The following is a 25,316-nucleotide window of genomic DNA, read 5'->3' as shown; positions in this document are numbered from 1 at the left end:
GGGCCTCCGAGAGCTAACGACGCAGCAGCAAGTAGGCGATGAACATGAGTAGAACACTCAAGGGCACCCAAAGCATCTGGTACCAGTAGAAAAACGGCACCCCGGCGAGTGAGGGACCGCCGCCGGCATAGAAGGGCACCCACAGCAAGGCGACAAATGGGGCGGCCAGGCAGCCGCCCGCGATCGCCCGTGCAGTGTTCGACGTCACATGGCAGAGTTGCCCAACCAGTGCATTCGGTTTACCCGATGTTTCAGGGAGATCTCGTGCTCGCCACCGTGGCCGCGTTCCTCGCCGTCGTCGGCGGGACATCGCTGGTGGCGGTCGGTGCGCGCTGGTTCCGGCGGGACGACTCGCTGCCCACACTGGAGGGCTGGGCGCTGGCCGGCCGCCGCTTCGGCGCACCGACGACGTGGCTGCTGCTCGGCGGCACGATCTACACGGCGTACACGTTCGCGGCGGTTCCCGGCCTCGTGTACGGCGCGGGCGCGCTCGGCTTCTTCGCGCTCCCGTACACGGTGATCGTCTACCCGCTCGCGTTCGTGCTGCTGCCGCGCCTGTGGACGGCGGCACGCGACAACGGCTACATCACGGTGGCCGACTACGTGAAGGGTCGGTACGACTCGCCGCCGCTCGCGCTCGCGGTCGCGCTGACCGGCATCCTCGCCACGATGCCGTACATCGCGCTCCAGCTCCTCGGCATCCGGGCCGTGCTCACCGCCGGTGGCCTGTACCCCCGCGGGCTGGCCGGTGACCTCGCGCTGATCGCGGTGTTCGGCGTGCTGGCGCTGGCGACCTACCGGCACGGGCTGCGCGCGCCCGCGGTGATCTCGATCGTCAAGGGCGCGGCGATCTTCGGGGCCACGCTCGCGGTGGTCGCGGTGGTCCTCGACGAGCTGGGCGGGCCGGGCCGGATGTTCGAGACGGCGGCGACCCGCCACACCGCGCTCGCGCTGGAGCCCGAGCTGTTCCCGGCCTTCGCCACGCTCGCGCTCGGCTCGGCGATGGCGCTGCTGATGTACCCGCACGTGCTGACCGCCGCGTTCGCCGCCAAGGGGCCGGACACGCTGCGCAAGGTGACGGTGGCACTGCCGGCCTGGACCGCGGTGCTGGGACTTTTCGGCGTGCTGGGCATCGCCGCGCTCGCCGCCGGGGTGCAGGCGCCGCCGGGCAACGCCGAGTCGGCGGTACCCCTGCTGGTCGACCAGCTGATGCCGGCCGCGCTGACCGGCGTGCTGTTCGGCGCGTTCGTGGTGGGGGCGCTGGTGCCCGCGGCGGTCATGTCGATCGCGGCGGCCACCGCCTTCGTCCGCAACATCTACGTCGAGTACTTCCATCCGACCGCCACGCCCAAGCACCAGATGCGCATCGCCCAGTCGGTGTCGCTGACCGCGAAGGTGGGCGCGGTCGCGTTCGTCCTCGGGCTGCGCAACCAGGACGCGATCAACCTCCAGCTGCTGGGCGGGGTGTGGATCCTCCAGACGTTCCCCGCGGTGGCGATCGGCCTCTTCACCACCTGGCTGCACCGGAGAGCGCTGCTCGCGGGCTGGGCGGTCGGCATGGTCGCAGGCACGCTGCTCGTGGTCTGGGGCGGCTTCTCGTCGGTGGTCTCGGTGGGGATCGGCGGCGCGGACGTGCCGGTCTACGCGGCCCTTGTCGCGTTCGCCCTCAACCTGGCCGTGGCGGTGTTGCTCACGCCGTTCTTCGCGCGGGCCGGTGAACGGCAGGCGGTGCGCGCCACATGACCTCACCGCTCATCCGGGCACAGCAGGACGCCGCCGAGGCCGACGCCGCGCTGGCCGAGCTCTTCCAGACGCAGTACGCGGCCATGCACCGCCTCGCCGTGCTGCTCGGCGCCGACGACGCGGAAGACATCGTGGCGGAGGCGTTCTACCAGCTGTACCGGCGCTGGAAGAAGCTCCAAGGCGCGGACAAGGCCCTGCCCTACCTGCGGTCGGTGGTCTGCAACCTCACCCGCATGCGCCTGCGCCACCTCCAGGTCGTGCGAAAGCACGCCACACCGGAGACCGCCCCGCCGGCCGGCAGCTCGGCCGAGGCGGAGGCGCTGCTCCACGACGACCAGCGGGCGCTGGTGGCGGCGCTCAAAGAACTGCCCGCACGGCAGCGGGAGGCGCTCGTGCTGCGACACTGGCTGGGGCTGCGTGAAGCCGAGATCGCCGAGGCGATGGGCATCTCGCCCGGCGCGGTGAAGTCACACACCTCGCGCGGGATGGCCGCCCTCACGCGGGTGCTGGAGGAACGACAATGAGGGAGCGAAGCGAGCGAATCATCAGGCTCAGCGGACTTGGAGCCTCGCGGCCGCCCGCGGCGAAGCGAGGACGGTCGTGAGCGGCACTGAAGACCAGCTGCGGGAGACGCTCGGCGCGCTCGCCGCGGGGATCGAGGCCGCGCCGCCCGCGTACAAGAAGGCGCGCGCCGAGTGGCTGCGCCGCGAGCGCCGGCGCCGGCTCGTGCTGGCGGTGCTGGTCGCGATCGTCTTCGCACTTGCCGATCTGATCGGCCTCTGGGCGCTCAACCAGACCCGCGACCACGACCCGATCATCTTCGACGACCGCTCCCGCATCCACCAGACCGAGCCGGCGACCCGCGTCATACCGCCGTAACGGCTAGCCCTGCACCGTGGGGAGCACGATCATCTCGGCCACGTTCACCCGCGCGGGGGCGGCGGTGGCGTACGCGATCGCGTCCGCGATGTCCTCCGGCGGCAGCGGCGGCACGGCCTGCCGCATCTGCGCGAGTACCTCGCGCTGGCCGCCGTCGAGCATGCCGTCGCCCAGTTCGGTGCTGACGAAGCCCGGCTCGACGTTCTTGACCCGTACCCCGCGTGGACCGAAGTCGGCACGCAGGCCCCGGGTCAGGTGCGCGACGGCCGCCTTGGTGGCGGTGTAGACGGCGTAGTTGGAGAACACGGTGTGACCGCCGATCGAGCCGACCAGCACCAGGTCCGCCGGCTTGCCGTCCGCCGCCGCGGCGAGCAGGTCGTCGACGAACGCGCGGGCGGTGTAGAGCAGCCCGTTGATGTTGGTGCTGACCATCTGGTCCCACTCGGCGGTCTGCGCCGACTCGAAGGGCGCGGGGAGCATCACGCCCGCGTTCGCCACCACGAGGTCGACCCGGCCAAGGGCCGAGCGGATGGTGGTCGCGGCCGCGTTCAGGGCGTCCTGGTCGGTGACGTCGACGGCGACCGGCAGTGCGGCCGCGCCGATCTCGGTGGCCAGCCCCTTGAGGCGGTCCTCGCGCCGCCCCAGGAGGGCGACGGACGCGCCGGCCGCGGCGAGGCGGTGGGCGGTGGCGGCACCGATGCCGCTGGTGGCGCCGGTGATTACCGCGACCCGGCCGGAGAGGGTGTTGTTGTCAGTCATGGCTCCACCGTCGCCGCCTCGCGGACGGGCTACCAGGACGGCCTTTTCCTGGGGGTTCGCATCCTGGTAGTGCGGGGACCAGGCTCGCCGCCCGGGGGCCGGCCTAGGCTCGGGGGATGGACAGCGACAACCGGCTCGGTGAGTTTCTGCGAGCGCGGCGGGAGCTGACCCGCCCGGAAGAGTTCGGCCTGCCCGACCCGGGGCGACGCCGGGTGCCCGGCCTGCGCCGCGAAGAGGTCGCCCTGCTCGCCGGCATGAGCGCCGACTACTACATCAGGCTCGAGCAGGGGCGCGACAAGCACCCGTCCGAGCAGATCATCGAGGCGCTCGCCCGGGTCTTCACGCTCGACGACGAGGGCGTGGCACACCTGCGCGAGCTGGCCCGCCCGGCGACCCGCCGCCGGCGCCGCTCCAGCCAGCCGGAGCGGGCCAGTCCGCGGCTGGCGCGCCTGCTGGACGCGTGGGTCGACACACCGGCCCTCGTGCTGGGCCGTTACCTGGACGTGCTGGCCAACAACCGGCTCGCCGCCGCGCTCAACCACTGCTCGGTCAAGGGGGCCAACCAGCTGCGAGTGATGTTTCTGGATCCCGAAGCCCGGCGGATCTACGCCGACTGGGACACCGTCGCCGCGGAGACGGTCGCCACCCTCCGCGCCAGCGCCGGCACCGACCTCGACGACCCGCGCCTCACCGAGCTTGTCGGCGAGCTGTCGTTGAAGAGCGAAGACTTTCGGCGGCTCTGGGCGCGGCACGACGTGGGCGTCAAGACCGCGGGCACCAAGCGCTTCCTCCACGCGCTGGTCGGCGAGCTCACGCTGGCGTACGAGACGTTCGCGGTGAACGGCAGCCCGGGGCAGTTCCTTGTCGTGTACCACGCCGAGCCGGGCAGCCCGTCCGCGCAGGCGCTGGCATTGCTCGGCAGCGTCACCGCGTCAGCGGACGCCCGTGAATTGAGTGGTCGAGCAGTTCCACCGGGTGCATGATCAGCGGACCGTCCTCTGTGTACCGGCGGATTTGCAGCAGGCATCCGGCGTTGCCGGTCGCGATCACATCGGGGCGCGCGGACGTCAGGTTTTCCGCCTTGCGCCGCCCGAGCTGCTCGGCCGTGCCGGCCTGGAGCAGGTTGTAGACGCCCGCCGATCCGCAGCAGATCTTCTCCTCGGGCACCTCGACGAGCTCCAGCCCGGGGATCGTGCGCAGCGCGTCGCGCGGCTCGCGGGTGATCCGCTGGGCGTTCGCCAGGTGGCAGGCGTCGTGGTAGGCGACACGGATGGGCAGCGGGTGCCGCTGCGCCACCGGCTCCAACCCGGCGAGCACCTCGCTCACGTCTCGCACCCGGCCGGCGAACGCGGCCGCCCGCTCGGCGTACTCCGGGTCGTCGCGCAGCAGCTCGCCGTACTCCTTGAGCACCGAGCCGCAGCCCGCGACGTTGACGACGACCGTCTCGTACCCCTCGAACGCGTCCACCGTGCGCCGCGCGAACGCCCGCGCCTCCTCGTCGCGCCCGGTGTGCAGGCTGAGCGCGCCGCAGCACCCCTGCCCCTTCGGCACGGCGACCGCGCAGCCCTCGGCCGCGAGGACGCGCGCGGTCGCGTCGTTGACCGGCTTGAAGAAGACCCGCTGGGCGCAGCCCGTGAGCAGGGCCACGGTGCCTTTCTCATCACCCTTCGTCTTCGTGAACAGGTCCTTCAGCCGCACCGGCGGCAGCAGCCCTTCGAGCGCGCGCGCCCTGGCCGGCAGGCGTTTCAGCAAACCTGAGCGGTGAGTCAGCCAGCGGATGCCCAGCCGCCGGTAGAGCAGACCGAGGAGCGCGGCCGCCCGCAGCCGTCGTGGATAAGGAAAGAGCGCGAACACCGCCGACCGGAAGAACCTGTCGCGGGGCACCTCGCGGTCGATCTGCGGGCGGGCCGACTCGATCAACGCGTTGTACTTCACGCCGGACGGGCAGGCCGGCACGCACGCGAGGCAGCCCAGGCAGGAGTCGAGGTGCTGGGTGACCGGCCCGGCGACCGGCGCCTCGCCGCGGGTGGCGAGGCCCATGAGGTAGATGCGGCCGCGCGGCGACTCGGCCTCGTCACCGGTCAGGACGAACGTGGGGCAGGTGGGCAGGCAGAAGCCACAGTGGACACACTCGTCGAGCAGGGCCCGGTCCAGGTCGAAGGCCACGTCTCCCCCTTAGAACCACGGCCTGAACCGGCCGGGGCCGAGCCGCCCGTCCGGGTCGAAGCGCTGCTTGACCGCGCGCATGAGTGGCACTGCCGGGTGTGGCTCGCCCCAGGCTGCGGTGTCCGGCGCCCGGCGGATCGTCGTCACCTGCGCGAACTCCTCGCGCAGCCGATCGACGTCGGCCACTTCGAGCGTGTGCACGCCCACCGCCGCGCTACTCGTCATCGACGTCGCGTGCTTGGCGACCGCGGCGAGCTGGCTGGGCCGGCTGCCGCAGCGCACCACCACGTCGCCGTCGTGCACCGCGGCAACCCGCCGCCATGCCGCCTCGGCGTCCGCTGTGGACAGTGTCGTACCGCCGGGCGTCGCGGCCGCACGAAGCTCCACACTGGACTCGACGCCTTCGTACAGGGCGAGCAGCTCGCCGTCGCACCACTCCAGCGCGGCCGGCTCCAGGCGCGCCTCCAGCACCCGTCCCGTGTGCTCGACGGCCTCCGCCGCGTCACAGGGGATGGAGACCGTCCGGGAGGCGGGCGGCAGCGGGTGTACCCGCAGCACCACCTCGGCGATCACCCCGAGCGTGCCGAACGAGCCGCAGAGCAGCTTGCCGAGGTCGTACCCGGCGACGTTTTTGATGACGTGGCCGCCGGAGCGGGCGACAGTGCCGTCCGCGAGCACCACGGTGACGCCGATGAGCAGGTCGCGCGGCCCGCCGAACGCGTGCCGCAACGGCCCCGAGTCGGCGGTGGCGACGAGGCCGCCGACGGTCGCCTTGGGGCGGGCGGGATCCAGGGAGACCCGCTGCCCGCCCGCCGCAAGCTCCTGCTGTAGCACCGTCAACGGCGTGCCGGCCCGCACCGCTACGGTCATGTCCGCGGGGTTGTACGTGACCACACCGGTCAACCCGGTCGTCTCCAGCACATGGTCGGTCGGGTCAGGCGAGCCGGCCCAGCCCTGCGCCGTGCCCGCGCCCTTGACCAGCAGGGTGCCGCGCGTGTCGCGTACCGCGTCACGCAGCTCGGCCAGCGACCCCGGCCTCATAGCCGCTCGATGACGCCGGCCGCTTCCAGCGGGTGCGGGCGGTACGGCCCCGGCCGCTCCCCGCACAGCCGCGGGGTGGGGAAGACCTTGCCCGGGTTGCACAGCCCTTCCGGGTCGAACGCCGCCCGCAGCCGCTGCATCGTGGCCAGGTCGTCTTCGGAGAACATGCGCGGCATCGAACAGGCCTTGTCGGTGCCGATGCCGTGCTCGCCGGAGAGCGAGCCGCCCAGCTCGACGCAGAGCTCGGCGATCGCGGTGGAGAGCGCCTCGGCCCGCTCGTGCTCGCCACGCTCCTCGCTGTACAACACGAGGGGGTGGAGGTTGCCGTCGCCGGCGTGGAAGACGTTCGCCACACGGATGCCAGCCGCGTCGCCCATCTCCGCGATCCGGGTGAGCGCCTCGCCCAGCCGGGTGCGCGGCACGACCCCGTCCTGCACGAAGTAGTTGGGGCTGAGCCGGCCCACCGCCGCGAACGCCGCCTTCCGCCCCTGCCAGATCTTCGCCCGGTGCGCGGCATCCCGCGCGATCGTCACCTCGGTGGCCCTGGCGCAGAGCCGCGTGAGGTCGGCGAAGCGCGCCTCCACCTCGTCGGCCGGCCCATCCAGCTCCACGATGAGCGCGGCCGCGGTGTCCGGGTCGAAGCCCGCGTCGACGGCCTGGTTGACCGCCTGGATCGCGAGGTTGTCCATCATCTCGATCGCCGCCGGCACGATGCCCGCCGCGATCACCGCGGTGACCGCGTCGCCGGCGTCCTTGGTCGAGTCGAAGTTGGCGACGAGCGTGCGCACCGTCGCCGGCGTGTGCAGCAGCCGCACGACCACGCCGGTCACGATGCCCAGCGTGCCCTCGGTGCCCACGAACGCCCCGAGCAGGTCGAACCCCGCCTGGTGCGGCGCGTCCCCGCCGAGGCGCGTGGTGCTCCCGTCGGGAAGGACCACGTCGACCGCGAGGATGTGGTTGACCGTGAACCCGTACTTGAGGCAGTGCGCCCCGCCCGAGTTTTCCGCCACGTTGCCGCCGATCGTGCAGACCTGCTGGCTGGACGGGTCGGGCGAGTAGTAGAGCCCGTACCGCGCGGCGGCGCGGCTGATGTCGAGGTTGGTCACGCCCGGCTCCACCGTGGCCCGCCGGTCGACCGGGTCGACCTCGACCACCCGCCGCAGCCGCTGTAGCGAGATCACCACCCCGTCGGCGACCGGCAACGCCCCACCGGAGAGCCCCGTGCCCGCGCCCCGCGCCACGAAGGGCACCTTGTAGGCGGCGCATGCGGCGACGGCGGCCGCGACCCCGGCGGCGTCGCGCGGCAGGGCAACGAGGGCCGGCACCACGCGGTAGCCGGTGAGGGCGTCACACTCGTACGTCCGCAGGTGCGCCGGATCGGTGATCACCCCGTCACGGCCAAGGCGGGCGGTCAGCTCGTCACGCAGCTCAGCGAGGGACATCGGCGCCTCCTCCCGCCCCGACGCTAGCAGCCGTCCAGGCGGGTGGCTATTGCCGAGATCAGAGAGGTTGCCAATCGCCACGTGGCTATTCGACAGATTTCATTTCGCATTGATGACTGTGCCGACTGAATGTCGTGAAGGCGGCTTTCATCAATCAGTCATCGCTGCATGCTGGCAACCTTGCGCAGGTTAGCACACTATGTATCCATGGGGAGGAACGACGGCGTTCGACGCAAAGATCTCCGTGCGGAAATAGTGGCGATCGGGTTCACGCGCCGAAAATTGCAATTGCAGGACTGGCCTGTAGCGGACGGGTTCCTGTATGCAAGTTCGGTACTTCTAACGGAACAGCCATGAGTACGAGATCCGGTGGCCCCGAGATCAATGCCGAGGTCACGGTCCGAACCAGTAAGTGGATAGCCGCGTCCGCGCTGGTGATCTTCGTTATTCTGCTGCTGGGGCTGGGAGTCGTGGCCGCACTGCAACGACTGGACACACCCACTGACTGGGCTGAGCGGGCGAGTGTCGGCGACAGCTTCGGTGTGGTCAACGCGATCGTTTCCGGGCTCGCGCTGGCGGCCCTGATCGCTACGCTCTGGCTTCAGTCTCGGGAGCTGGCGTTGCAGCGGACCGAGCTCGCGATGCAGCGTGAGTCGCTTCACCAATCCCAAATCGAGTTGCATCGTAGTGCCGAAGCTAGCCTGCGGATGCTGCATGTCGATCTTATCCGCATGAGCATCGACGACCCCTCGTTGGCTGCCGTGTGGCCACCCCTGGAACCTGGCGTATCCCGCGAGAAAGAGCGTCAGTACCTCTACGCAAACCTGATCTTTCAGCACATGCGCCTGGGCTTGCGCATCAGTGACTACACCACCGACGAACAAGTGCAGAACCATCTGCGCCAGCTCTTCACCAGCTCGCTCATGCGAGAGTACTGGCGCGCGGCCGCCAAGGCGCGTACGTCGCTGGTCCCGGGCACCGACGAGTACGCCTTCGCGTCCGCGGCGAATCGCATCTGCGAGGAGTACGAAGACCTCCTCGCGGCTGCGCGATCGGCTGATCAGGGGCGGGAGACGCCGTCCAAGGCCTGGAAACACCTAGACGCGGACGCACGGCCCGTGACGAATCCCTCTGGTTAAAGATCGGGAATGTGGCGCTTGGCGTGCAGAAGCGTCTCCCTACTGATGACGACGATGCGCTCATAGCTCGCCCTGCCCGCGTCGGCAGGTAGGTGCCCGTCGAGTTCGGCGGTGGCGTCGGTGCCGACGATGGCGAACCGGCCATCGCTCAGCTCAAAAATGTCCGGGCACGTGCCGTTGTCCATACTGCCGCGTTCCTGGGGCGTCGACCCCAGTCGCCGATCGATCCGCCCGAAGGGCGCGCCATGGTCGGGAGACACAGGCCCGAACGCTAGCGGATGATCGTCCACAGTGGTGGTCGGCACGCGGAGATTGAGACTCCGATATGGCGGTCTGTTCGGCTCAACGTCGTAGCGGAAGGCCGACGTAGTTCTCGGCGAGGCTTGTCGCGGCGGCCTCGGATGAGGCGACGTAGCGGAGCTGGGCGAGCTGGAGCTTGCGCTGGAAGTCGTCCGCGCCGGGGGCCTGGTGCAGCATGCTGGTCATCCACCAGGAGAAGTGCTCGGCCCGCCACACTCGCCGCAGGCACGTCTCGTCGTACGCGTCGAGCAGGTCCGAGCGGCCCTCCCTGAGATACGCGCCCAGCGCCTCCGCCAGCACCCACACGTCCGCGATGGCCAGGTTCATGCCCTTGGCGCCGGTGGGCGGGACGATGTGTGCGGCGTCGCCGGCCAGGAAGAGGTGGTCCTGGCGCATCGGCTCGGTGACCACGCTGCGCATGGTCGTGATGCCCTTCTCCAGGATCGGGCCGGTCGCCAGCGTGAACCCGTCCGCCGCGAGCCGCCTGCCCAGCTCGTCCCAGATGCGGTCATCGGACCAGTCGTCGATCCGCTCGTCCGGCGCGACCTGGAGGTACAGGCGGGTGATCTCGGGTGTGCGCATGCTGTGCAGGGCGAAGCCCCGCTCGTGGTGCGTGTAGATCAGCTCGCTGTGCGACGGGGGCGCCTGGGCCAGCACGCCCAGCCACGCGAACGGGTAGTCGTGCGCGTGCACCGTCGCCTTCACGTGGGGCGCGCAGACGCCGTGCGAGCCGTCGCAGCCGGCGATGAAGTCGCACTCCAACTCCTGCCGCGTGCCGCCGGCGTCGGTGAAGGTGACCAGTGGCGTCGCGGGGTCGAGCATCACGTCCGAGACCTCGAACAGCAGCGGCTCGCCGGCGGCCACCCGAGCCGCGATGAGGTCCTTGACGACCTCCTGCTGCCCGTACACGGTGATGCTCCTGCCGGTCAGGTCGGACAGCGCGATGCGGTGGTCGGCCCCGTCGAAGCGCAGCGAGATGCCGTGGTGTGGCATGCCTTCGCGGTCGAGGCGGTCGGCGACGCCGGCCTCCCGCAGCAGCTCGACGGTGGGGTGCTCGAGCACGCCGGCGCGGACCCGCCGCTCGACGTAGTCGCGGCTGCGCCGCTCCAGCACCACCGAGTCGATGCCGCCGAGCCGCAGCAGGTGGGCCAGCATCAGGCCGGCGGGGCCGGCACCGACGATCGCAACCTGGGTACGCATGTCCTGCATGCTGCCCCGTCGCGTCTCTCGACGCTAGGAGACCTCTGGACCTCGTTTGCGCAACTCGGCGACCGCGCCCATCGCGCCGCGCAGGTCGTCGAGCCAGGTGTTGGTGTGCTCGCCGACCAGCCGTACGCACCAGGCGAGCGCGTCGGAGCGGGAGCGGGCGACGCCGGCCTCGACCAGCGTGTCGAGCACCTGGCGCTCGGGCTGGCGGAGCCGGGTCATGACGGGGGCGGAGAGGTTGGTGAAGAGCACCTGTGTGCCGCCGCACGCTGCTCCCCAGGCCACCTTGCGCTGGTAGCGGCGCTCAAGCTGCTGTGCGATCTTGATCCGCCGGTCGCGGGTGTCCTCGCGGTGCTGGTTGATCCGGCCGGCCTCGGCGGCGGCCTTGTCGGTGTCGCTCGCACCCTCGGCGAGCTGGGGCTCGGGCAGCCGCCCGACGATCACGATCTCGTCCCGGTCGATGACGATCTCGGGCGGCTCGGTGAACCACCCCTCCGGCACCGCACCCGTGACCCACGCCGCCGCGTCGTGTGCCGGCGGCGGCTCCTGGCGGGCTCCCGCCCATGTCCTGTCGCGCATGATTACACAATTACACTGCAACACGTCTTACACAAGGGCCGCCGGCAGTGGTTGTGCGTGGACGACGGAGAGGCGGGACACGGCGCGGGTGAGCACCACGTACAGCCGGTGCAGCCCGCGCGGCTCCGCGGCCACGATCTCCGCCGGCTCGACGACCACCACGTGGTCGTACTCCAGGCCTTTGGCCATGCTCGCCGGCACCACCGTGACCCGCGCCTCCTGGTCCTCCAGGGTCGCGGCCGCCACGCCGGCCGTGGCCAGCGCCGCGCGCAGCCGCTCCACTGCGGCGTCCGCCGCGATCACCGCCACCGAACCCTCGTGCGCCAGCGCCGCCCGCACCTCACCCACCGTCGTGGCATCCAGGTCGTCCGCCGCGCGAACCGTCAGCTCCCCGTCATGCCGCAGCGACCGAGCTTCGGGTACACGCACCGCGAGCGCCGGCAGCAGCCGGTTGGCGAGAGCCACGACCGCCTCGGGTACCCGGAAGCCGACCGTCAACGGCACCACCGGCGCGTCCGGCTTGCCGAGGTGACGCAGCGACTCCCGCCAGTCGGTGGCGGCCCACGGCGCGGTGCCCTGCGCCAGGTCGCCGAGGAGTGTGATCGAGCCGTGCTCGCTGCGGCGGGCGATCGCGCGGCACTGCATGGCGGAGAGGTCCTGCGCCTCGTCGAGCACGACGTGGCCGAAGCCGCCGGGCCGCTCGATCAGCCCGGCCGCCTCGTCGAGCAGCACCGCGTCGGCCGCGCTCCACCGCGTCGCCTTGGGGGTACGCGCCGGCTTCGTCCACAGTAGAGCCGCCTGCTCCTCGGGGGTGAGCGCGTCACCGGCCGCGCGGGCGAGCGTGTCGGCGTCGGCGAGCAGCCGGTACACGAGCCCTTCGGGCGTCGCGGCCGGCCACACCGCGTCGAGGAACTCGGTCACCGGCTTGGCTTTCCCCATCCGCCGCAGCCACGCTTCGCCCGGCGAGTCGCCGCGGCGGGCCTCGCTCTGGCGCTGGAGGAGGCCGACGACGCGGGCGCGTACCCGCTCGCGGCCCGTCTCGTAGGGCAGCCCCTCGCGGCGCGCCTCGTCGACGATCCGGCGCAGCGGCTCCTCGGCGATCCGCCACCGGTACGAGCCGTCGGAGACCACGATCGGCGCGTCCGGCTTGCGGATGCCGCCCCACAGCGCCCGGTGCAGCACCCTGGCCATCCGCTCGTCGTGCTTGAGGGCGGCCACCTCGGGCGGGTCGGTGGCACGTACCGGTACGCGGGCGATCAGGTCTTCCAACGTGGTCTGCGCCACCTCGACCTCGCCGAGGGCGGGCAGCACCGCCGAGATGTACGACAGGAACGCCCGGTTGGGCCCCACGATGAGTACGCCGTTGCGGCGCAGCCGCTCGCGGTGCAGGTAGAGCAGGTAGGCCGCCCGGTGCAAGCCGACCGCGGTCTTGCCCGTGCCCGGCGCGCCCTGCACGCAGATCGAGTCGGCCAGGTCCGCGCGCACCAGCTCGTCCTGCTCCGGCTGGATCGTGGCCACGATGTCGCGCATCGGCCCCACGCGCGGCCGCTCGATCTCGGCGGTGAGGATGCGGCTCGCGGTGCCCAGCTCCTCACCCCGGTCGAGGTGCTCGTCTTCGAAGCTGGTCAGGACGCCACCGCTGTAGCCGAAGCGGCGCCGCACCCGCACGTCCTGCGGGTCGCGGGCGCTGGCCCGGTAGAACGCCCGCGAGATCGGCGCCCGCCAGTCGAGCACCATCGGCTCACCAACCGCGTCGACGACATGCCGCCGTCCGATGTGGTGGTCGCTCTCGGAGAATCGCAGCCGCCCGAAGAACAGCGGCGTGTCCGGGCTGTCGGCCAGCTCGGCCACCCGGCGCGAGAGGGTACGCCCGAGCGTCTCGGCCGCGTACGCGTCGCCGGCCACCTGGTCACCGGTAGCGAAGAGCGCCTCGGCCCGCTCCCGCATCCGTTTCAGCGCCGCCCGGGAGGCGGCCAGATGTTCTTGTTCGGCAGTGAGTTCGGTGTCAAGATCCTGTGCGGGCACGGTCATCCTTCAGCAGTGGTTGGTGACTGCTCGCGTATCCGAGAAACAAGCGGCCTCGGCGCGTAGGGGACGTCCGATGCGGTGCATGCTCACCACGGCCGTCAAGCGGCCATCCAGATTACGCTCCGTAGCCCGCCTACCTCCATCCATTTATCGAGGGCACGCGAATTGGACGTTCCCGCCGAGCAGGTGCGGCGACGGGCTCGCGACGACGGGGACATTGCGGCCATCGCATGAGGGGGCGGGAGACTACGGGGGTGACGGCGGAGCAGCAGCGGTTAACGATCACCGACCCGCAGGTGATGCGGGCGCTCGCGCATCCGGCGCGGCTGGCGATCATGGAGGAGTTGGGCACCAGCGGTGCGGCGCTGACGGCGACCGAGGCGGCCGAGGTGGCTGGGCTTTCGCCGAGTGCGACCAGCTACCACCTGCGTGCGCTGGCGCGTTACGGGCTGGTCGAGGAGGCGCCGAGCCGGGGTGACGCGCGCGAGCGGGTCTGGCGCAGCACGGTGCATTCGTGGCAGGTGGATCCCGGTGTGTCCGGTGATCCTGAGACGCAGGCGGCCGAGGGGGCGTTGGTCGACGCGTACCTGTCCCGGGAGGTCGACCGGATCCGTGGGTGGCTGTCCCGCGTGGGCGACGAGCCGGCGGAGTGGGCGTCGTCCGCGCTGATGAACGAGTCGGTGCTGCTGCTCACCGCCGACGAGCTCAGGTCCTTCAACGCCGAGGTGATGCGGTTGATCGAGCCGTACAAGCGGCGGCATCGCGTCGCTGACCCGCCCGAGGGGGCGCGGACCGTGGCGGTCACCTACAAGGCGGTGCCGCTCGACTGAACGCCACCCCTTGCCCTCGCAGATGTGAAGCATTACTTTCGAAGTATGTCTTTCGCATCTGCCGAACAGGCGCGTTCACGGTGGGGTGACGTCTACCTCGCGGCAGGGGCGCGTGGGGTTTCGACGTGCGGTGACTTTCTCGCCGCGACCGCGCTGGCGTTGGCCCTCCAGTCGGCGGGTGCGGGCGGGCTGGCCGTCTCCGGGCTGATGCTGGCGGCGGTGCTGCCGCTGGTCGTCCTCGCCCCGCTCACCGGGCGGCTCGCCGACCGGGTGGACAGCCGCACGCTGCTGGTCGGCGCGGGTGTCGCGCAGGCGGGGATCTGCGTCGTGCTGGCGTACGCGGAGGGCACCGCCCTGATCATCGCGCTGGTGGCGCTGCTCGCCTGTGGGCTGGCGGTGACCCAGCCGACGCTCTCCGCGCTGCTGCCCGAGATGGTGCGCCGGGACGACCTGCCTCGCGCCACCGCGCTCAACCAGACCGCCGGCTCGGTCGGCGTGCTGGTCGGGCCCGCGCTCGCCGGCCTGCTGGTCGGGGAGTTCGGCACCAAGGTCCCGCTGCTCATCGATGGTGCGAGTTATCTCGCTCTGGTGGCGGCAGGACTTCTCCTGCGTACCACCAGAAATAGCCGGAACACCCACAAAACAGCGACTGTCGCGTGGCGGCTGCGGCGGGATCCGATGGTGTTGGCGGTGACCGCGGCCGTGGCCGCGACGATCGCCGGGGTGGGTGCCGTGAGCGTCGTGGAGATCTTCTTCGTGCGGGAGACGCTGGGTGGCTCGACCACCGCGTTCGGGCTGGTCCAGGCCACCTGGACGGCGGGCATGCTGGCCGGCGCGTGGCTGCTCACCCGGCCGGCGCGACGGGCGGCCGACGACGGTGCGCTGGTCAACGGGCTGGTGCTGATGCTCGGGCTGTGCTGTCTGGCGGTGCTGGCCGGCGCGGCCGTGCCCGCCGTGGGCTGGCTCGTGCCGCTCTGGCTGGCCGGCGGCGTGCTCAACGGCGGCCTCAACGTCTTCCTCGCCATGGTCATGGCCCGGCGGGTGCCGGCGGAGGCGCGTGGGCGAGCCTTCGCGGTGCAGGGGGCGGCGATCCAAGGTGCCGGCATGTTCGGATACCTGGCGGGTGGGCTGCTGCTGGAGAGCTTCGCGCCGCGGCCCCTCGTCGCCGCGTGCGGCCTGGCCGGCCTCGTCGTGGTCGCGCTGGTGGCGATCCCCGTGACGCGGGCGGTACGCGGTGAACGAAAAGCACCGCGTGCGGCGTGGGCCACTTCTGCGGCATCCGCCTGATTCCTGACGCCTACCGGCCGATACGGTGGGGATCATGAGGCGTCCACGAGTCGGCCACATCCAGTTCCTCAACTGCCTGCCGATCTACTGGGGCCTCATGCGCTCCGGCGCCCTCATCGACGTCGACCTGCACAAAGACTCGCCCGACCGGCTCAGCGCCGCGCTCGTCGCCGGCGACCTGGACATCGGGCCGATCTCGCTCGTCGAGTACCTGCGCAAGGCCGACGACCTGCTGCTCCTGCCCGATCTCGCGGTCGGCAGCGACGGTCCGGTGCTCTCGGTCAACGTGGTCTCCACCCGCCCGCTGCCCGACCTCGACGGCGCCAAGGTGGCGCTGGGCTCGACCTCGCGCACCGGCGTGCTGCTCGCCCAGATGCTGCTCGCCGAGCGGTACGGCGCCCGGCCCGAGTACTTCAGCTGCCCGCCCGACCTCACCCAGATGCTGCTGGAGGCGGACGCCGGTGTGCTGATCGGCGACGTGGCCCTGCGCGCGCTGTACGAGGCGCCGCGCCGCGGCCTCTCGGTCACCGACCTGGGGCAGGCGTGGCGGGAGTGGACGGGCCTGCCGATGGTCTTCGCCGTGTGGGCGGTGCGCCGCGACTTCGCCGCCGACCATCCGGGCGTGGTCAAGGAGGTGCACGAGTCGTTCCTGCACTCGCGCGACCTGTGCCTGTCCGAGCTCGACGACGTGGCGGCCAGCGCGGCGCGGTGGGAGCCGTTCGACGCGGCGACCCTCGCGTCGTACTTCCGGACGCTGGACTTTTCGCTCGGCGAACGGCAGGTGGCCGGGCTGCGCGAGTTTGCCGCCCGGGCCGCGGAGCGGGGCGACGTGCCGTCGTTGCCCGCGGACGGGCCGGCGTTCTTCAGCTCTTGAGCTGGCGGGCCACGTTTTCGCAGATCTTGGCGCCGTGGGTGTAGCCGAGGCTGGCCGGGTAGCGGGTCATCACGCCCATCGTCCAGCCGTCGCCGATGGCGAGGCAGTTGACGTGCCATTCGCCGAGCGCGTCGCGGGTCACCCAGCCGTTTTTGATCGCGATGTTCTTCTGGGTGGTCGCCGGGAACGCCTTGCGGATCCCGAAGTCGCCCACGCCGCGTACCGCGCGCATCTCGTTGAGCAGCCACTTCGTCCACTTGGGGCCGGCGGCGCGGCCGTCCGCGATGCACACGCCCAGCCGCGCGGTGTCGCGGGCGGAGAGGTTGGTGTTGCTCCACCTCGTCTTGTCCGCGCTGCTGTCGGTCAGCTTGCACGTCTTGATGAGTCGGCTGATCGACGCGGAGCCGCCGCTCGCCTCCCACAGTGACTGCGCGGCCTGGTTGTCGCTGTCTCGGATCATGATCCTGAGCTGCTGCATGCGGGCGGCGCTCGGGGTCTGGCCGTTTTCGGCGGCCCGGCGCAGGTAGTCCGCCCCGATCCACGACTTGATGAGCGAGGCGGTGGTGTTGGTCTGCGTCATGTTGGACGAGCCGTAGACCTTGCCGGTGCGGCGGTCGATCATCGACCACGACCACCAGCCGCTGGAGTCGATCGTGACCTTCGCCGGGTGTACGGCAAGGGGTTTGAGCGAGGGAGTGGGCTTCGGCGTGGGCTTCGGTGTCTGCTTGACCGACGGGGACGCCGATGGGGTCGCGGTTTCGAAACGCGACGCGGCATTCGCGGAGATCGGGGAGCCGGGGAGCGTACGCAGGCCGACACCGGCGAGCACCAGCCCCAGCAGCGCGGTGCCGCCGAGCAGCCACCACATCCATCGGTTGGACTGCCGCTTTGCCGCCATTCGAACTACCTCCGGACGAGCTGCTCGGTGATGGTGCGACAGATGTTGGCGCCGTAGTCGAGCCCGTGCGCGGTGGGGTATCGCAGCATCACCGCGAGCACCCAGTCGTCGGTCACGGCCAGGCAGTTGACGTGCCAGTTGCCGTCGGCCCAGATGGCCGTCCAGCCGTTCTTGATGGCGACGCCCTGCTTGACGATCTCCTCGGGCAGGCCGTCGATGATGCCCCACCGGCCGCCGCCGGACGTCTCGTGCTGGTCTTCGGCCGCGGTCGTGCCGCGGACGAGCGTCATCTCCTTGAGCACCCACGCGGTCCACTTCGACCCGGCCGCGGTGCCGTTCTTCACGCATTCGCCGAGCCGCACGGCGTCGCGCGGGGACATCTGGGTGTAGCTCCACCAGCCCGGCCGGGCGATGCTCGTGTCGGTCAGGCCGCACATCGAGATCATTCGCTGTACGACCTCGTCGCCGCCGCCGGCCAGGTACAGCGACTGGGCCGCGTCGTCGTCGCTGTCGCGGATCGCCGTGCTCGCCTCGGCCAGGCGGTCGGCCGAGGGCTCGGGGTTGCGGCGCAGGTAGTCGGCGACGAGCCAGACCTTGATCATCGACTCGGTGGAGCTGGTCGCGGTCATGTTGTCGGAGCCGGCGATCTTGCCGGTCTGGCGGTGGAGCAGCGCCCAGGCCGCGAACCCGTCCACCGAGACCTCGACTGGACCGGCGGCGAGCGTGGCCATGGTGGTCTCCGGCGAGGAAGACGGTGACTGCGACGGTGTTGTGGGTACGGCACCACCCGCGCCGACGCCGCTGGCGGCCGGCGTCACCGGATCGTCACCCGACTGCGAGGTGACGGCGAACAGGGCTCCGCCACCGAGAACGAGTGCGGCGATAGCGAGGCCCGTCGTGCGAAGACGCATGAGGGGGCTTTCATGGGGTCAATACCGAGGGATGTGCGTCCCGGAGTCTACGGCTCCAAACTCGCCTTGCCATGAGTACTCGAACCCATTTGCGCCCTTATCGGTACATAGAAGCCGGTATTACCGAAGCGTCCGTGACGCGGCTCACTCCACAGTGGATACCCACGGTTACGGCGGCGTTACTTTCCGCCCTGATCTATTACACGTACTGGCCAAGACGTCCACGAGATGTAACACTCGGGAGGTGTACGGCAACGACATCCCGGACCTCCTGGGCGAGGTTGAGGCGGCCGAGGCGGCACTTCGCGAGGCTGCGGCCCGTGACACTGAGGCGACCCATGGTGAGGTCGCGTACTTCGATGCCGTGATCCAGGCGGACCAAAAGGTGGAGCCGCGCGACTGGATGCCGGATTCGTACCGTAAGACGCTGATCAGGCAGATCGCCCAGCACGCGCACTCCGAGATCATCGGCATGCAGCCGGAGGGTAACTGGATCAGCCGAGCACCCACGCTCAAGCGCAAGGCGATCCTGCTCGCCAAGGTGCAAGACGAGGCGGGCCACGGCCTCTACCTGTACGCCGCCGCCGAGACGCTCGGGGTCAGCCGCGACGAGCTCGTCGACATGCTGCTGGCCGGCCGGCAAAAGTACAGCTCGATCTTCAACTATCCGACGCTCACCTGGGCCGACGTGGGCGCGATCGGTTGGCTGGTCGACGGCGCCGCGATCGTCAACCAGGTGCCGCTGTGCCGCTGCTCGTACGGGCCGTACGCGCGGGCGATGATCCGCATCTGCAAGGAGGAGTCCTTCCACCAGCGGCAGGGCTTCGAGATCCTGCACACGCTCTCCCACGGCACCGAGGCGCAGCGGGCGATGGCGCAGGACGCGGTCGACCGGTGGTGGTATCCGTCGCTGGCCATGTTCGGCCCGCCGGACGCCGACTCCACCCACTCCGAGCAGTCGATGGCCTGGAAGATCAAGCGTTTCTCCAACGACGAGCTGCGCCAGCGCTTCGTCGACATGTGCGTGCAGCAGGCCGGCGTGCTCGGCCTGACGCTGCCCGACCCCGACCTCCGGTGGGACGAGGAGCGGCAGGCGCACGACTACACCCAGCCCGACTACGACGAGCTGATGCGCGTCATCAAGGGCGACGGGCCGTGCAACCGCCAGCGGATGGCACACCGCCGCCGGGCCCACGACGAAGGCGCCTGGGTGCGCGAGGCGGCCGCCGCGTACGCCAAGAAGAAGGCGGCGGCATGAGCGGAAACGACTGGCCGCTGTGGGAGGTGTTCATCCGGCCGCGACGCGGGCTGTCACACGGGCACGTGGGGAGCCTGCACGCACCGGACGCCACGATGGCCCTGCGCAACGCCCGCGACCTCTACACCCGTCGCCAGGAGGGCGTCTCGATCTGGGTGGTGCCGGCGGCCGAGATCACCGCGTCGAGCCCGGACGAAAAGGACGCGTTTTTCGACCCGGCCGCCGACAAGGTCTACCGGCACCCCACCTTCTACGAGGTGCCCGAGGGGACACAGCACCTGTGAAGGCCGACTACCTGCTCCAGCTCGGTGACGACGCGCTGATCGCGGCGCAGCGCCTCGCCGAGTGGCATGCCAGCTCCCCGGAGATGGAGGAAGACGTCGCGCTCGCCAACCTCGCCCTCGACCAGCTCGGCGCGGCGCGGCTGCTGCTCACGTACGCCGGCGAGATCGAGGGGCGGGGCCGCGACGAAGACGCGCTCGCCTTCCTCCGCGACGACCGGGAGTTTCGCAACTGCCTGCTTGTCGAGCTGCCCAACGGCGACTTCGCGGTCACGATCGCCAAGCTGCTGTTCCTGTCCGCGTACCAGCTGCCGCTTTATACGAAGCTGGCCGGTGGTGACGACGAGCGGCTGGCGGCGATCGCGGCCAAGGCGCGCAAGGAGTCGGCGTACCACCTCGACCACAGTGCACAGTGGATGATCCGGCTCGGTGACGGCACCGAGGAGTCGCACCGGCGCGCGCAGGACGCGGTCGACGCCCTGTGGCCGTACACGCACGAGCTGACCAGCGGTGACGTGAGCCGCGACATTTGGCTGTCCAACGTGGAGCCGGTGCTGGCCGAGGCGACGCTCGACCGGCCCGTTGACGGCTGGGCGCCGGGCGGTGGCCGGGCCGGTGTGCACACCGAGCACCTGTCGTACCTGCTGGCGGAGATGCAGGTGCTGCACCGCGCCCATCCGGGGGCGAAATGGTGACCGCCCGCGAGGCCGCCGCGGCCGTCGTCGACCCCGAGCTGCGCGTGGTCACGATCGAAGAGCTGGGCATCCTGCGCGACGTCAGCGTCGACGCCGGCACCGGTCACGTGACGGTGACGATCACACCGACGTACACCGGCTGCCCCGCGATGGACGTGATCCGCGCGGACATCCGCGCCGCGCTCACCGCCGCCGGCCACGCCGACGCGGAGGTGCGCACCGTCTTCGGTCCACCGTGGACGACCGACTGGATCAGCGAGTCGGGCCGGGCGAAGCTGGCCGCGGCGCACATCGCGCCGCCGCACCCCGCCGGTCCGGTCACGCTCACGCTGAGCGTGCGCTGCCCGCGCTGCGGTTCGCCGGACACCGAGCAGCTGAGCCGCTTCGGCTCCACGGCGTGCAAGGCGCTGTGGCGGTGCCGCGCATGCTCCGAGCCGTTCGACCACATGAAGGCGCTATGACGCGCACGCTGCCCAGGCCGCCGGCTCAGCGTCCGCCGCGGCACGACCACGTGAGGGCGCTATGACGGTCACGATCAAGACGCCGGTGCGCCGCCGGCCGGTGTTTCACCACCTGACCGTCGAGGCCGTCGACCGGCTGACCGACGACGCGGTGGCGGTCACCTTCGAGGTGCCGCCGGAGCTGCGCGAGACGTTCGACTTCCGGGCCGGGCAGCACCTGACCGTGCGCCTCGCCGGCGAGGCCGAAGACGTGCGCCGGTCGTACTCGATCTGCTCCACCCCGGCCGACCTGGCCGCACAAGGCCGCCTCCGGATCGGCGTGAAGGAGATCCCGGGCGGCGCGTTCTCCGCCTACGCCGCCCGCTCGCTGCGGCGCGGCGACACCGTCGAGGTCATGCCACCGTTGGGGCACTTCACGACCGGGTTCGCGCCCGACCGGGCCCGCCACTACGGCGCGGTGGTCGCCGGCTCGGGCATCACCCCGGTGCTCTCGCTTGTCGCGACCGCCCTTGCCGTCGAGCCGGCCAGCCGGTTCACCATCGTGTACGGCAACCGGTACGCGCGCAGCGTCATGTTCGCCGAGGAGCTGGCCGACCTGAAAGACGTGCACCGGCACCGGTTGCACGTGGTGCACGTGCTCTCCCGCGAGCCGCAGGAGGCGCGGCTGCTCTCCGGCCGGGTCGACGCGGCGCGCCTGGCCGAGCTGCTCGACACGCTCGTGCCCGGCGACTCGATCGACGAGTGGTTTCTCTGCGGGCCGTACGGGATGGTCACCGACGCCCGGGCGGTGCTGTCCGGGCGGGGCGTGCCGGACAAGGCCGTACACACCGAGCTTTTCCACGTCGACGAGGTGCCGGAGCCGCCCCGGCGGCCGGAGCCCGACGGACGTGGCGGCACCGAGGTGACGATCCTGCTGGACGGGCGGGCGTCGAGCTTCACGATGGGCGCTGGCGAGCGGGTGCTCGACGCGGCGCTCAAGGTGCGGTCGGAGCTGCCGTTCGCGTGCAAGGGCGGGGTCTGCTCGACCTGCCGGGCCAGGGTGGTCGAGGGCTCGGTCACCATGGCGCGCAACTTCGCGCTCGAGCCCGACGAGGTGGCCGCCGGCTACGTGCTGACCTGCCAGTCCAGCCCCGACACCGAGCGGCTGATCGTCGACTACGACGCCTGAGGCTCAGGTTTCTCCTCTTCCGCCTTTTCCGCATCGTCCGGGGGTGACGGCCGCACTCTCCCGCTTGTGAGACCGAATATGGCGAGTGCGGCGCCCAGGGAGGCGAGCGGCACTGCGGGCATGGCGTATCTGGCCTCGTACATGCCGATCGCGACCGTGAGGATCGTGAGGCCGACACCGGCGAAGAGCAGCACGACCACGTCGAGCCGGATGCGTCCGGGCACGATGGGGCCGGGACTGCGCCACCGGAAAAGCCGCACGCCGCAGACGAGCGACGCGATCACGAGCAGCAGGCTGATCGACAGCGTGGTCGGGATGAACCGCACATACTGGCCGTACCAGTGCAGGGTGCGGGTCACCGCCGTCGCCTCCGGACCGGTCTTCGGATCGGCCGCCCACCTCTGGAAATCGCCCCGTGCCTGTGCCGGATAGCAGCGGTTGGGCACGGTTTGCGTATCGCGGAACTCGGTCGGCGGCGACCAGCGAAGGCGCAGGCAGTCGTTGTCCGGCCCGAGCCGGAAGCCGGGGATGAAGTGCGCGAGGCTCTCCTTGCCCACCGAGCGCAGGTAGTCGCCCGGCTGCTGCCTGATCACGGCCATCGAGAAGTCGGTGTAGAGCTTGGCGCCCTCCGGTGTGTACGCCATGTAGCGCCGCTTCGGCGGACTCGTCCAGAAGTACGCGTCGGCGCGGTCGAAGTGCCGGGTCGGGCAGAGGGTCTGCTCCTCGAAGGTGAGATCGATCCGGGAGCAGTCGGCGATCATCGCGGCTCGCCCGTAGAGGGCGATGCCGGACTGCGAGCCGTAGACGCTCTGCCGGTCGCCGATCCAGTTCATCACCAGCAGGTACGGGATGAGGAACGTGACCGCGTAGGCGACGAGCGCGCGCCAGCCCACCCAACGGATGATCAGCACGAGCCCGATGAGGACCACGACGGGCAGCGCGGTCGGCTTGGTGAACCACGCGCAGGCCAGCAGGAAGCCGGCCACTCCGGTCGCCCGCCAACTGGGCTTTTTGTTCCAGAGCACGGCGATGATGGCCATGCCGATGCAGAACGTGAGGATCAGGTCGGGCAGCAGGTAGTGCTCGACGGTGAGGAAGAGCGAGTCGAAGAGCACCGGCACGATCGCCAGGCAGGACAGCCAGCGGGGCGCGCCGCGGTGCTGGAGAAACGCGTACATGGTGGCGGCCAGCACGAGCCCGGCCAGGTGCTGAAGGAAGATCAGCGACATGAACGTGTGGGTGGGCTCTAGGAACTTCAGCGCCACCACGTAGCCCAGGGCCCGGGTGGGGCTGGCGACGAGGTCTTTGGCCTCGGACATCGAGATGTAGACGCCGCTGTCGCCGAAGTACCAGAAGGCCGGCTTGTACGAGAGCATGAACAGCGCCCGCAGTAGGCCGCCGAGCGCGATGATCGCGAGAAAGGCGCTGTGGCGCCGGGCGAGCCGGAAGAGCCGCTCCATGCGCCTTCGTCGGCTTGGCGGGTCGGCGGGTGCCGGCTGCGCCTCCACGTCGTCGTGGCTGAGGGTGGCGGTCACGGATCGCCTCGCTTCCGGTGGCGGTCAGCCGTCAGACTAGGAGCCCTTTGCCCGCACTTGAGGCGAATTGGGCAAGCCCATGCCGGCGCACCCCACAGCCTGGACAATGCCCGCTGTGCGGCGCCCTTCACAGATCGCGGCGCCAGCATATCGAGGCGCTCACCTTCCCGTAGTCTCGGATTCGTGAACGCGAGCGCTGAGATCGACGACATCCTCCAGCGTGGGGCCGGTGGCGGGCGGATCACGCCCGACGAGGCGCTCCTGCTTTACACCGATGCGCCGTTCCACGCGCTGGGCGAGGCGGCCGACACGGTGCGTCGCCGCCGATACCCCCACGGCATCGTGACGTACCTCATCGACCGCAACATCAACTACACGAACGTCTGCGTGACGGCGTGCAAGTTCTGCGCGTTCTACCGGGCGCCCAAGCACGCCGAGGGCTGGACGCACCCGATGGAGGAGATCCTGCGGCGGTGCGGCGAGGCGGTCGAGCTCGGCGCCACGCAGGTCATGCTCCAGGGTGGCCACCACCCGGAGTACGGGGTGGAGTACTACGAGGGCCTCTTCTCCGCGGTCAAGCGCGCGTATCCGCAGCTGGCCATCCACTCGATCGGCCCGAGCGAGATCCTGCACATGGCCAAGGTCTCCGGCGTCTCGATCGAAGACGCGATCGTGCGCATCAAGGCCGCCGGCCTCGACTCGATCGCCGGGGCGGGCGCGGAGATGCTGCCCGACCGCCCCCGTAAGGCGATCGCGCCGCTGAAGGAGTCGGGCGCGCGCTGGCTGGAGGTCATGGAGGCGGCCCACCGCCTGGGCGTCCAGTCGACCGCCACGATGATGATGGGCACCGGCGAGACCAACGCCGAGCGGATCGAGCACATCGCGATGATCCGTGACGTGCAGGACCGCACCGGCGGCTTCCGGGCGTTCATCCCGTGGACCTACCAGCCGGAAAACAACCACCTCAAGGGCCGCACGCAGGCCACCACGATCGAATACCTGCGGTTCATCGCGGTCGCCCGGATCTTCCTGCACAACGTGGCGCACCTACAGGCCTCGTGGCTCACCACCGGCAAGGAGGCGGGGCAGCTCTCGCTGCACATGGGCGTCGACGACCTCGGCTCGATCATGCTGGAGGAGAACGTGATCTCCTCGGCCGGCGCCCGCCACCGCTCCAACCTGCACGACCTGATCTGGATGATCCGGTCGGCGGGCCGCATCCCGGCGCAGCGCGACACGCTCTACCGCCACCTGGCCGTGCACCACACGCCGGCCGACGACCCGGTGGACGACCGCGTGGTCTCGCACTTCTCGTCGATCGCCCTCCCCGGCGGCGGCGCCGGCACCCGCATCGACCTCCCGTTGGTCGACAGCAAGTAGCCGAATAAAGGTCCAGCCCCCCGCATCGCTGCGGCTTCCGCCCGGCGCAATCCGTCTCATACGCCCCGGCCCGCGCCAGCTGCGGACCGTATGCTCCCGCGGGCACCGCTCCGGTCGGCGGCTCGCGGGGCTCGCCGAAACCCCGACCTCCACTGCCGGGTCCGCGGGTCACGCCCACCCCAGTGCTCTTTCGCTGGATCGACAGGCGAGCCGAGCGTCGTTGTCCTGGGTAAGTGGGAGCCTTCTGCTGATCCGTCGAGCGCTCAACTCAAAAGATCGTGGTACTCAGCTGCCGCCATAGGGACAGCTAGGTACCACGATCCGTTGTCGCGGCGCGACCAACGAAGCAGGGGTGAGGCCGCGGGAGCGACGGTCGGGACCACGACGGACAGAGATGATGTTTGTGAGCACCTCCCGTCGGGGGTCTGACCCTACGACGGACTGACTTCGGGTCTT

At 70.7% G+C, this 25,316-nt stretch carries 26 protein-coding genes; 14 read left to right on the top strand and 12 right to left on the bottom strand.

The annotated features are described in order from the left end of the window. Positions 1-13 precede the first annotated feature (13 nt). Complete coding sequence (locus tag AC5L36_RS36380) at positions 14-310, bottom strand: DUF3311 domain-containing protein (RefSeq protein ID WP_441223343.1); 297 nt, start codon at positions 308-310, stop codon at positions 14-16. Between AC5L36_RS36380 and AC5L36_RS36375 the strand changes: the two genes are divergently transcribed. From AC5L36_RS36375 to AC5L36_RS36365, 3 genes are all read left to right on the top strand, one after another. Then, positions 265-1,743, top strand: coding sequence for a sodium:solute symporter family protein (locus AC5L36_RS36375; RefSeq protein ID WP_441223342.1), 1,479 nt, complete (start codon positions 265-267; stop codon positions 1,741-1,743). The two genes, AC5L36_RS36380 and AC5L36_RS36375, sit on opposite strands and share 46 nt — an antisense overlap. After that, positions 1,740-2,267 carry a SigE family RNA polymerase sigma factor gene (locus AC5L36_RS36370; RefSeq protein ID WP_441223341.1) on the top strand — a complete coding sequence of 176 codons (528 nt, stop codon included), beginning with the start codon at positions 1,740-1,742 and terminating at the stop codon, positions 2,265-2,267. The genes AC5L36_RS36375 and AC5L36_RS36370 overlap by 4 nt, the downstream gene beginning before the upstream one ends. A 76-nt stretch (positions 2,268-2,343) precedes the next feature. Further along, the gene (locus tag AC5L36_RS36365; RefSeq protein WP_441223340.1) at positions 2,344-2,622 is read left to right on the top strand and encodes a hypothetical protein; all 279 of its coding nucleotides are present in this window, start codon (positions 2,344-2,346) and stop codon (positions 2,620-2,622) included. A gap of 3 nt (positions 2,623-2,625) precedes the next feature. Here AC5L36_RS36365 and AC5L36_RS36360 read toward each other — a convergent pair whose 3' ends face one another. Next, positions 2,626-3,381, bottom strand: a complete 756-nt coding sequence (locus AC5L36_RS36360) for an SDR family oxidoreductase (RefSeq protein WP_441223339.1) — start codon at positions 3,379-3,381, stop codon at positions 2,626-2,628. A 116-nt stretch (positions 3,382-3,497) separates the two neighbouring features. Here AC5L36_RS36360 and AC5L36_RS36355 point away from each other — a divergent pair, with 116 nt between their 5' ends. After that, a complete protein-coding gene (locus tag AC5L36_RS36355; protein WP_441223338.1) occupies positions 3,498-4,364 on the top strand; it encodes a helix-turn-helix transcriptional regulator in 867 nt (288 codons plus the stop codon). Here AC5L36_RS36355 and AC5L36_RS36350 read toward each other — a convergent pair. Genes AC5L36_RS36350 through AC5L36_RS36340 form a run of 3 tightly spaced genes read right to left on the bottom strand, consistent with a single transcriptional unit; the run spans position 4,306 to position 8,030 of the window. Continuing rightward, the gene (locus tag AC5L36_RS36350) at positions 4,306-5,547 is read right to left on the bottom strand and encodes a (Fe-S)-binding protein (RefSeq protein WP_441223337.1); all 1,242 of its coding nucleotides are present in this window, start codon (positions 5,545-5,547) and stop codon (positions 4,306-4,308) included. The genes AC5L36_RS36355 and AC5L36_RS36350 overlap by 59 nt on opposite strands. Positions 5,548-5,556: 9 nt before the next feature. Continuing rightward, the gene (locus tag AC5L36_RS36345) at positions 5,557-6,588 is read right to left on the bottom strand and encodes an FAD-binding oxidoreductase (RefSeq protein ID WP_441223336.1); all 1,032 of its coding nucleotides are present in this window, start codon (positions 6,586-6,588) and stop codon (positions 5,557-5,559) included. After that, on the bottom strand, positions 6,585-8,030 hold the full coding sequence (locus tag AC5L36_RS36340; protein WP_441223335.1) for an FAD-linked oxidase C-terminal domain-containing protein: 1,446 nt from the start codon (positions 8,028-8,030) through the stop codon (positions 6,585-6,587). Before AC5L36_RS36340 ends, AC5L36_RS36345 begins: the two co-directional genes overlap by 4 nt. A gap of 353 nt (positions 8,031-8,383) precedes the next feature. Between AC5L36_RS36340 and AC5L36_RS36335 the strand changes: the two genes are divergently transcribed. After that, entirely contained in the window at positions 8,384-9,169 is a 786-nt protein-coding gene (locus AC5L36_RS36335; RefSeq protein ID WP_441223334.1) for a DUF6082 family protein, read from the top strand. Here the strand turns inward: AC5L36_RS36335 and AC5L36_RS36330 are convergent. The 4 genes from AC5L36_RS36330 to AC5L36_RS36315 form a co-directional block, all read right to left on the bottom strand. Then, positions 9,166-9,429, bottom strand: a complete 264-nt coding sequence (locus AC5L36_RS36330) for a hypothetical protein (protein WP_441223333.1) — start codon at positions 9,427-9,429, stop codon at positions 9,166-9,168. The two genes, AC5L36_RS36335 and AC5L36_RS36330, sit on opposite strands and share 4 nt — an antisense overlap. Positions 9,430-9,511: 82 nt before the next feature. Continuing rightward, on the bottom strand, positions 9,512-10,669 hold the full coding sequence (locus AC5L36_RS36325) for a 4-hydroxybenzoate 3-monooxygenase (protein WP_441223332.1): 1,158 nt from the start codon (positions 10,667-10,669) through the stop codon (positions 9,512-9,514). Between the two features lie 33 nt (positions 10,670-10,702). Then, positions 10,703-11,254, bottom strand: coding sequence for an ATP-binding transcription factor AbmR (gene abmR, locus AC5L36_RS36320; RefSeq protein WP_441223331.1), 552 nt, complete (start codon positions 11,252-11,254; stop codon positions 10,703-10,705). Positions 11,255-11,281: 27 nt separating this feature from the next. Beyond that, positions 11,282-13,285, bottom strand: coding sequence for a HelD family protein (locus AC5L36_RS36315; RefSeq protein WP_441223330.1), 2,004 nt, complete (start codon positions 13,283-13,285; stop codon positions 11,282-11,284). A gap of 251 nt (positions 13,286-13,536) precedes the next feature. Between AC5L36_RS36315 and AC5L36_RS36310 the strand changes: the two genes are divergently transcribed. Genes AC5L36_RS36310 through AC5L36_RS36300 form a run of 3 tightly spaced genes read left to right on the top strand, consistent with a single transcriptional unit; the run spans position 13,537 to position 16,273 of the window. After that, entirely contained in the window at positions 13,537-14,112 is a 576-nt protein-coding gene (locus AC5L36_RS36310; protein ID WP_441223329.1) for an ArsR/SmtB family transcription factor, read from the top strand. Positions 14,113-14,157: 45 nt separating this feature from the next. Then, on the top strand, positions 14,158-15,399 hold the full coding sequence (locus AC5L36_RS36305; protein ID WP_441223328.1) for an MFS transporter: 1,242 nt from the start codon (positions 14,158-14,160) through the stop codon (positions 15,397-15,399). Positions 15,400-15,433: 34 nt separating this feature from the next. Then, the gene (locus AC5L36_RS36300) at positions 15,434-16,273 is read left to right on the top strand and encodes a menaquinone biosynthetic enzyme MqnA/MqnD family protein (RefSeq protein ID WP_441223327.1); all 840 of its coding nucleotides are present in this window, start codon (positions 15,434-15,436) and stop codon (positions 16,271-16,273) included. Here AC5L36_RS36300 and AC5L36_RS36295 read toward each other — a convergent pair. Next, positions 16,263-17,171 (bottom strand): serine hydrolase, encoded by a 909-nt coding sequence (locus AC5L36_RS36295; protein ID WP_441223326.1) that lies wholly within the window; start codon positions 17,169-17,171, stop codon positions 16,263-16,265. The genes AC5L36_RS36300 and AC5L36_RS36295 overlap by 11 nt on opposite strands. Positions 17,172-17,176: 5 nt before the next feature. Beyond that, a complete protein-coding gene (locus AC5L36_RS36290) occupies positions 17,177-18,082 on the bottom strand; it encodes a hypothetical protein (RefSeq protein ID WP_441223325.1) in 906 nt (301 codons plus the stop codon). A gap of 244 nt (positions 18,083-18,326) precedes the next feature. Between AC5L36_RS36290 and paaA the strand changes: the two genes are divergently transcribed. The 5 genes from paaA to paaE all read left to right on the top strand — a co-directional run bounded on the left by paaA (position 18,327) and on the right by paaE (position 21,945). After that, a complete protein-coding gene (paaA, locus tag AC5L36_RS36285) occupies positions 18,327-19,340 on the top strand; it encodes a 1,2-phenylacetyl-CoA epoxidase subunit PaaA (RefSeq protein ID WP_441223324.1) in 1,014 nt (337 codons plus the stop codon). Beyond that, positions 19,337-19,624 carry a 1,2-phenylacetyl-CoA epoxidase subunit PaaB gene (gene paaB, locus AC5L36_RS36280; protein ID WP_441223323.1) on the top strand — a complete coding sequence of 96 codons (288 nt, stop codon included), beginning with the start codon at positions 19,337-19,339 and terminating at the stop codon, positions 19,622-19,624. The genes paaA and paaB overlap by 4 nt, the downstream gene beginning before the upstream one ends. Next, on the top strand, positions 19,621-20,316 hold the full coding sequence (gene paaC, locus AC5L36_RS36275; protein ID WP_441223322.1) for a 1,2-phenylacetyl-CoA epoxidase subunit PaaC: 696 nt from the start codon (positions 19,621-19,623) through the stop codon (positions 20,314-20,316). The genes paaB and paaC overlap by 4 nt, the downstream gene beginning before the upstream one ends. Further along, on the top strand, positions 20,310-20,777 hold the full coding sequence (gene paaD / locus AC5L36_RS36270) for a 1,2-phenylacetyl-CoA epoxidase subunit PaaD (RefSeq protein ID WP_441223321.1): 468 nt from the start codon (positions 20,310-20,312) through the stop codon (positions 20,775-20,777). Before paaC ends, paaD begins: the two co-directional genes overlap by 7 nt. 61 nt (positions 20,778-20,838) lie before the next feature. Continuing rightward, on the top strand, positions 20,839-21,945 hold the full coding sequence (paaE, locus tag AC5L36_RS36265; protein ID WP_441223320.1) for a 1,2-phenylacetyl-CoA epoxidase subunit PaaE: 1,107 nt from the start codon (positions 20,839-20,841) through the stop codon (positions 21,943-21,945). Here paaE and AC5L36_RS36260 read toward each other — a convergent pair. After that, on the bottom strand, positions 21,933-23,480 hold the full coding sequence (locus tag AC5L36_RS36260; RefSeq protein ID WP_441223319.1) for a phospholipid carrier-dependent glycosyltransferase: 1,548 nt from the start codon (positions 23,478-23,480) through the stop codon (positions 21,933-21,935). The two genes, paaE and AC5L36_RS36260, sit on opposite strands and share 13 nt — an antisense overlap. A gap of 183 nt (positions 23,481-23,663) precedes the next feature. Between AC5L36_RS36260 and mqnC the strand changes: the two genes are divergently transcribed. After that, a complete protein-coding gene (gene mqnC / locus AC5L36_RS36255; protein ID WP_441223318.1) occupies positions 23,664-24,860 on the top strand; it encodes a cyclic dehypoxanthinyl futalosine synthase in 1,197 nt (398 codons plus the stop codon). Positions 24,861-25,316 lie beyond the last annotated feature (456 nt).

The sequence above is a fragment of the Phytohabitans sp. LZ39 genome (assembly GCF_059359075.1).
Note: the sequence above shows the minus strand (reverse complement) of the source record. Positions and strands in the feature narration are given on the sequence as shown.

Bases quoted from the DNA above. Each gene is read 5' to 3' on its own strand.
- AC5L36_RS36315 (WP_441223330.1), bottom strand. From the start codon at position 13,285: ATGACCGTGCCCGCACAGGATCTTGACACCGAACTCACTGCCGAACAA.
- paaB (WP_441223323.1), top strand. From the start codon at position 19,337: ATGAGCGGAAACGACTGGCCGCTGTGGGAGGTGTTCATCCGGCCGCGA.
- AC5L36_RS36335 (WP_441223334.1), top strand. From the start codon at position 8,384: ATGAGTACGAGATCCGGTGGCCCCGAGATCAATGCCGAGGTCACGGTC.
- AC5L36_RS36355 (WP_441223338.1), top strand. From the start codon at position 3,498: ATGGACAGCGACAACCGGCTCGGTGAGTTTCTGCGAGCGCGGCGGGAG.
- paaE (WP_441223320.1), top strand. From the start codon at position 20,839: ATGACGGTCACGATCAAGACGCCGGTGCGCCGCCGGCCGGTGTTTCAC.
- AC5L36_RS36290 (WP_441223325.1), bottom strand. From the start codon at position 18,082: ATGCGTCTTCGCACGACGGGCCTCGCTATCGCCGCACTCGTTCTCGGT.
- AC5L36_RS36325 (WP_441223332.1), bottom strand. From the start codon at position 10,669: ATGCGTACCCAGGTTGCGATCGTCGGTGCCGGCCCCGCCGGCCTGATG.
- AC5L36_RS36360 (WP_441223339.1), bottom strand. From the start codon at position 3,381: ATGACTGACAACAACACCCTCTCCGGCCGGGTCGCGGTAATCACCGGC.
- AC5L36_RS36380 (WP_441223343.1), bottom strand. From the start codon at position 310: ATGTCCCGCCGACGACGGCGAGGAACGCGGCCACGGTGGCGAGCACGA.
- AC5L36_RS36305 (WP_441223328.1), top strand. From the start codon at position 14,158: ATGTCTTTCGCATCTGCCGAACAGGCGCGTTCACGGTGGGGTGACGTC.
- abmR (WP_441223331.1), bottom strand. From the start codon at position 11,254: ATGCGCGACAGGACATGGGCGGGAGCCCGCCAGGAGCCGCCGCCGGCA.
- paaD (WP_441223321.1), top strand. From the start codon at position 20,310: ATGGTGACCGCCCGCGAGGCCGCCGCGGCCGTCGTCGACCCCGAGCTG.
- AC5L36_RS36370 (WP_441223341.1), top strand. From the start codon at position 1,740: ATGACCTCACCGCTCATCCGGGCACAGCAGGACGCCGCCGAGGCCGAC.
- AC5L36_RS36340 (WP_441223335.1), bottom strand. From the start codon at position 8,030: ATGTCCCTCGCTGAGCTGCGTGACGAGCTGACCGCCCGCCTTGGCCGT.
- AC5L36_RS36300 (WP_441223327.1), top strand. From the start codon at position 15,434: ATGAGGCGTCCACGAGTCGGCCACATCCAGTTCCTCAACTGCCTGCCG.
- AC5L36_RS36295 (WP_441223326.1), bottom strand. From the start codon at position 17,171: ATGGCGGCAAAGCGGCAGTCCAACCGATGGATGTGGTGGCTGCTCGGC.
- AC5L36_RS36345 (WP_441223336.1), bottom strand. From the start codon at position 6,588: ATGAGGCCGGGGTCGCTGGCCGAGCTGCGTGACGCGGTACGCGACACG.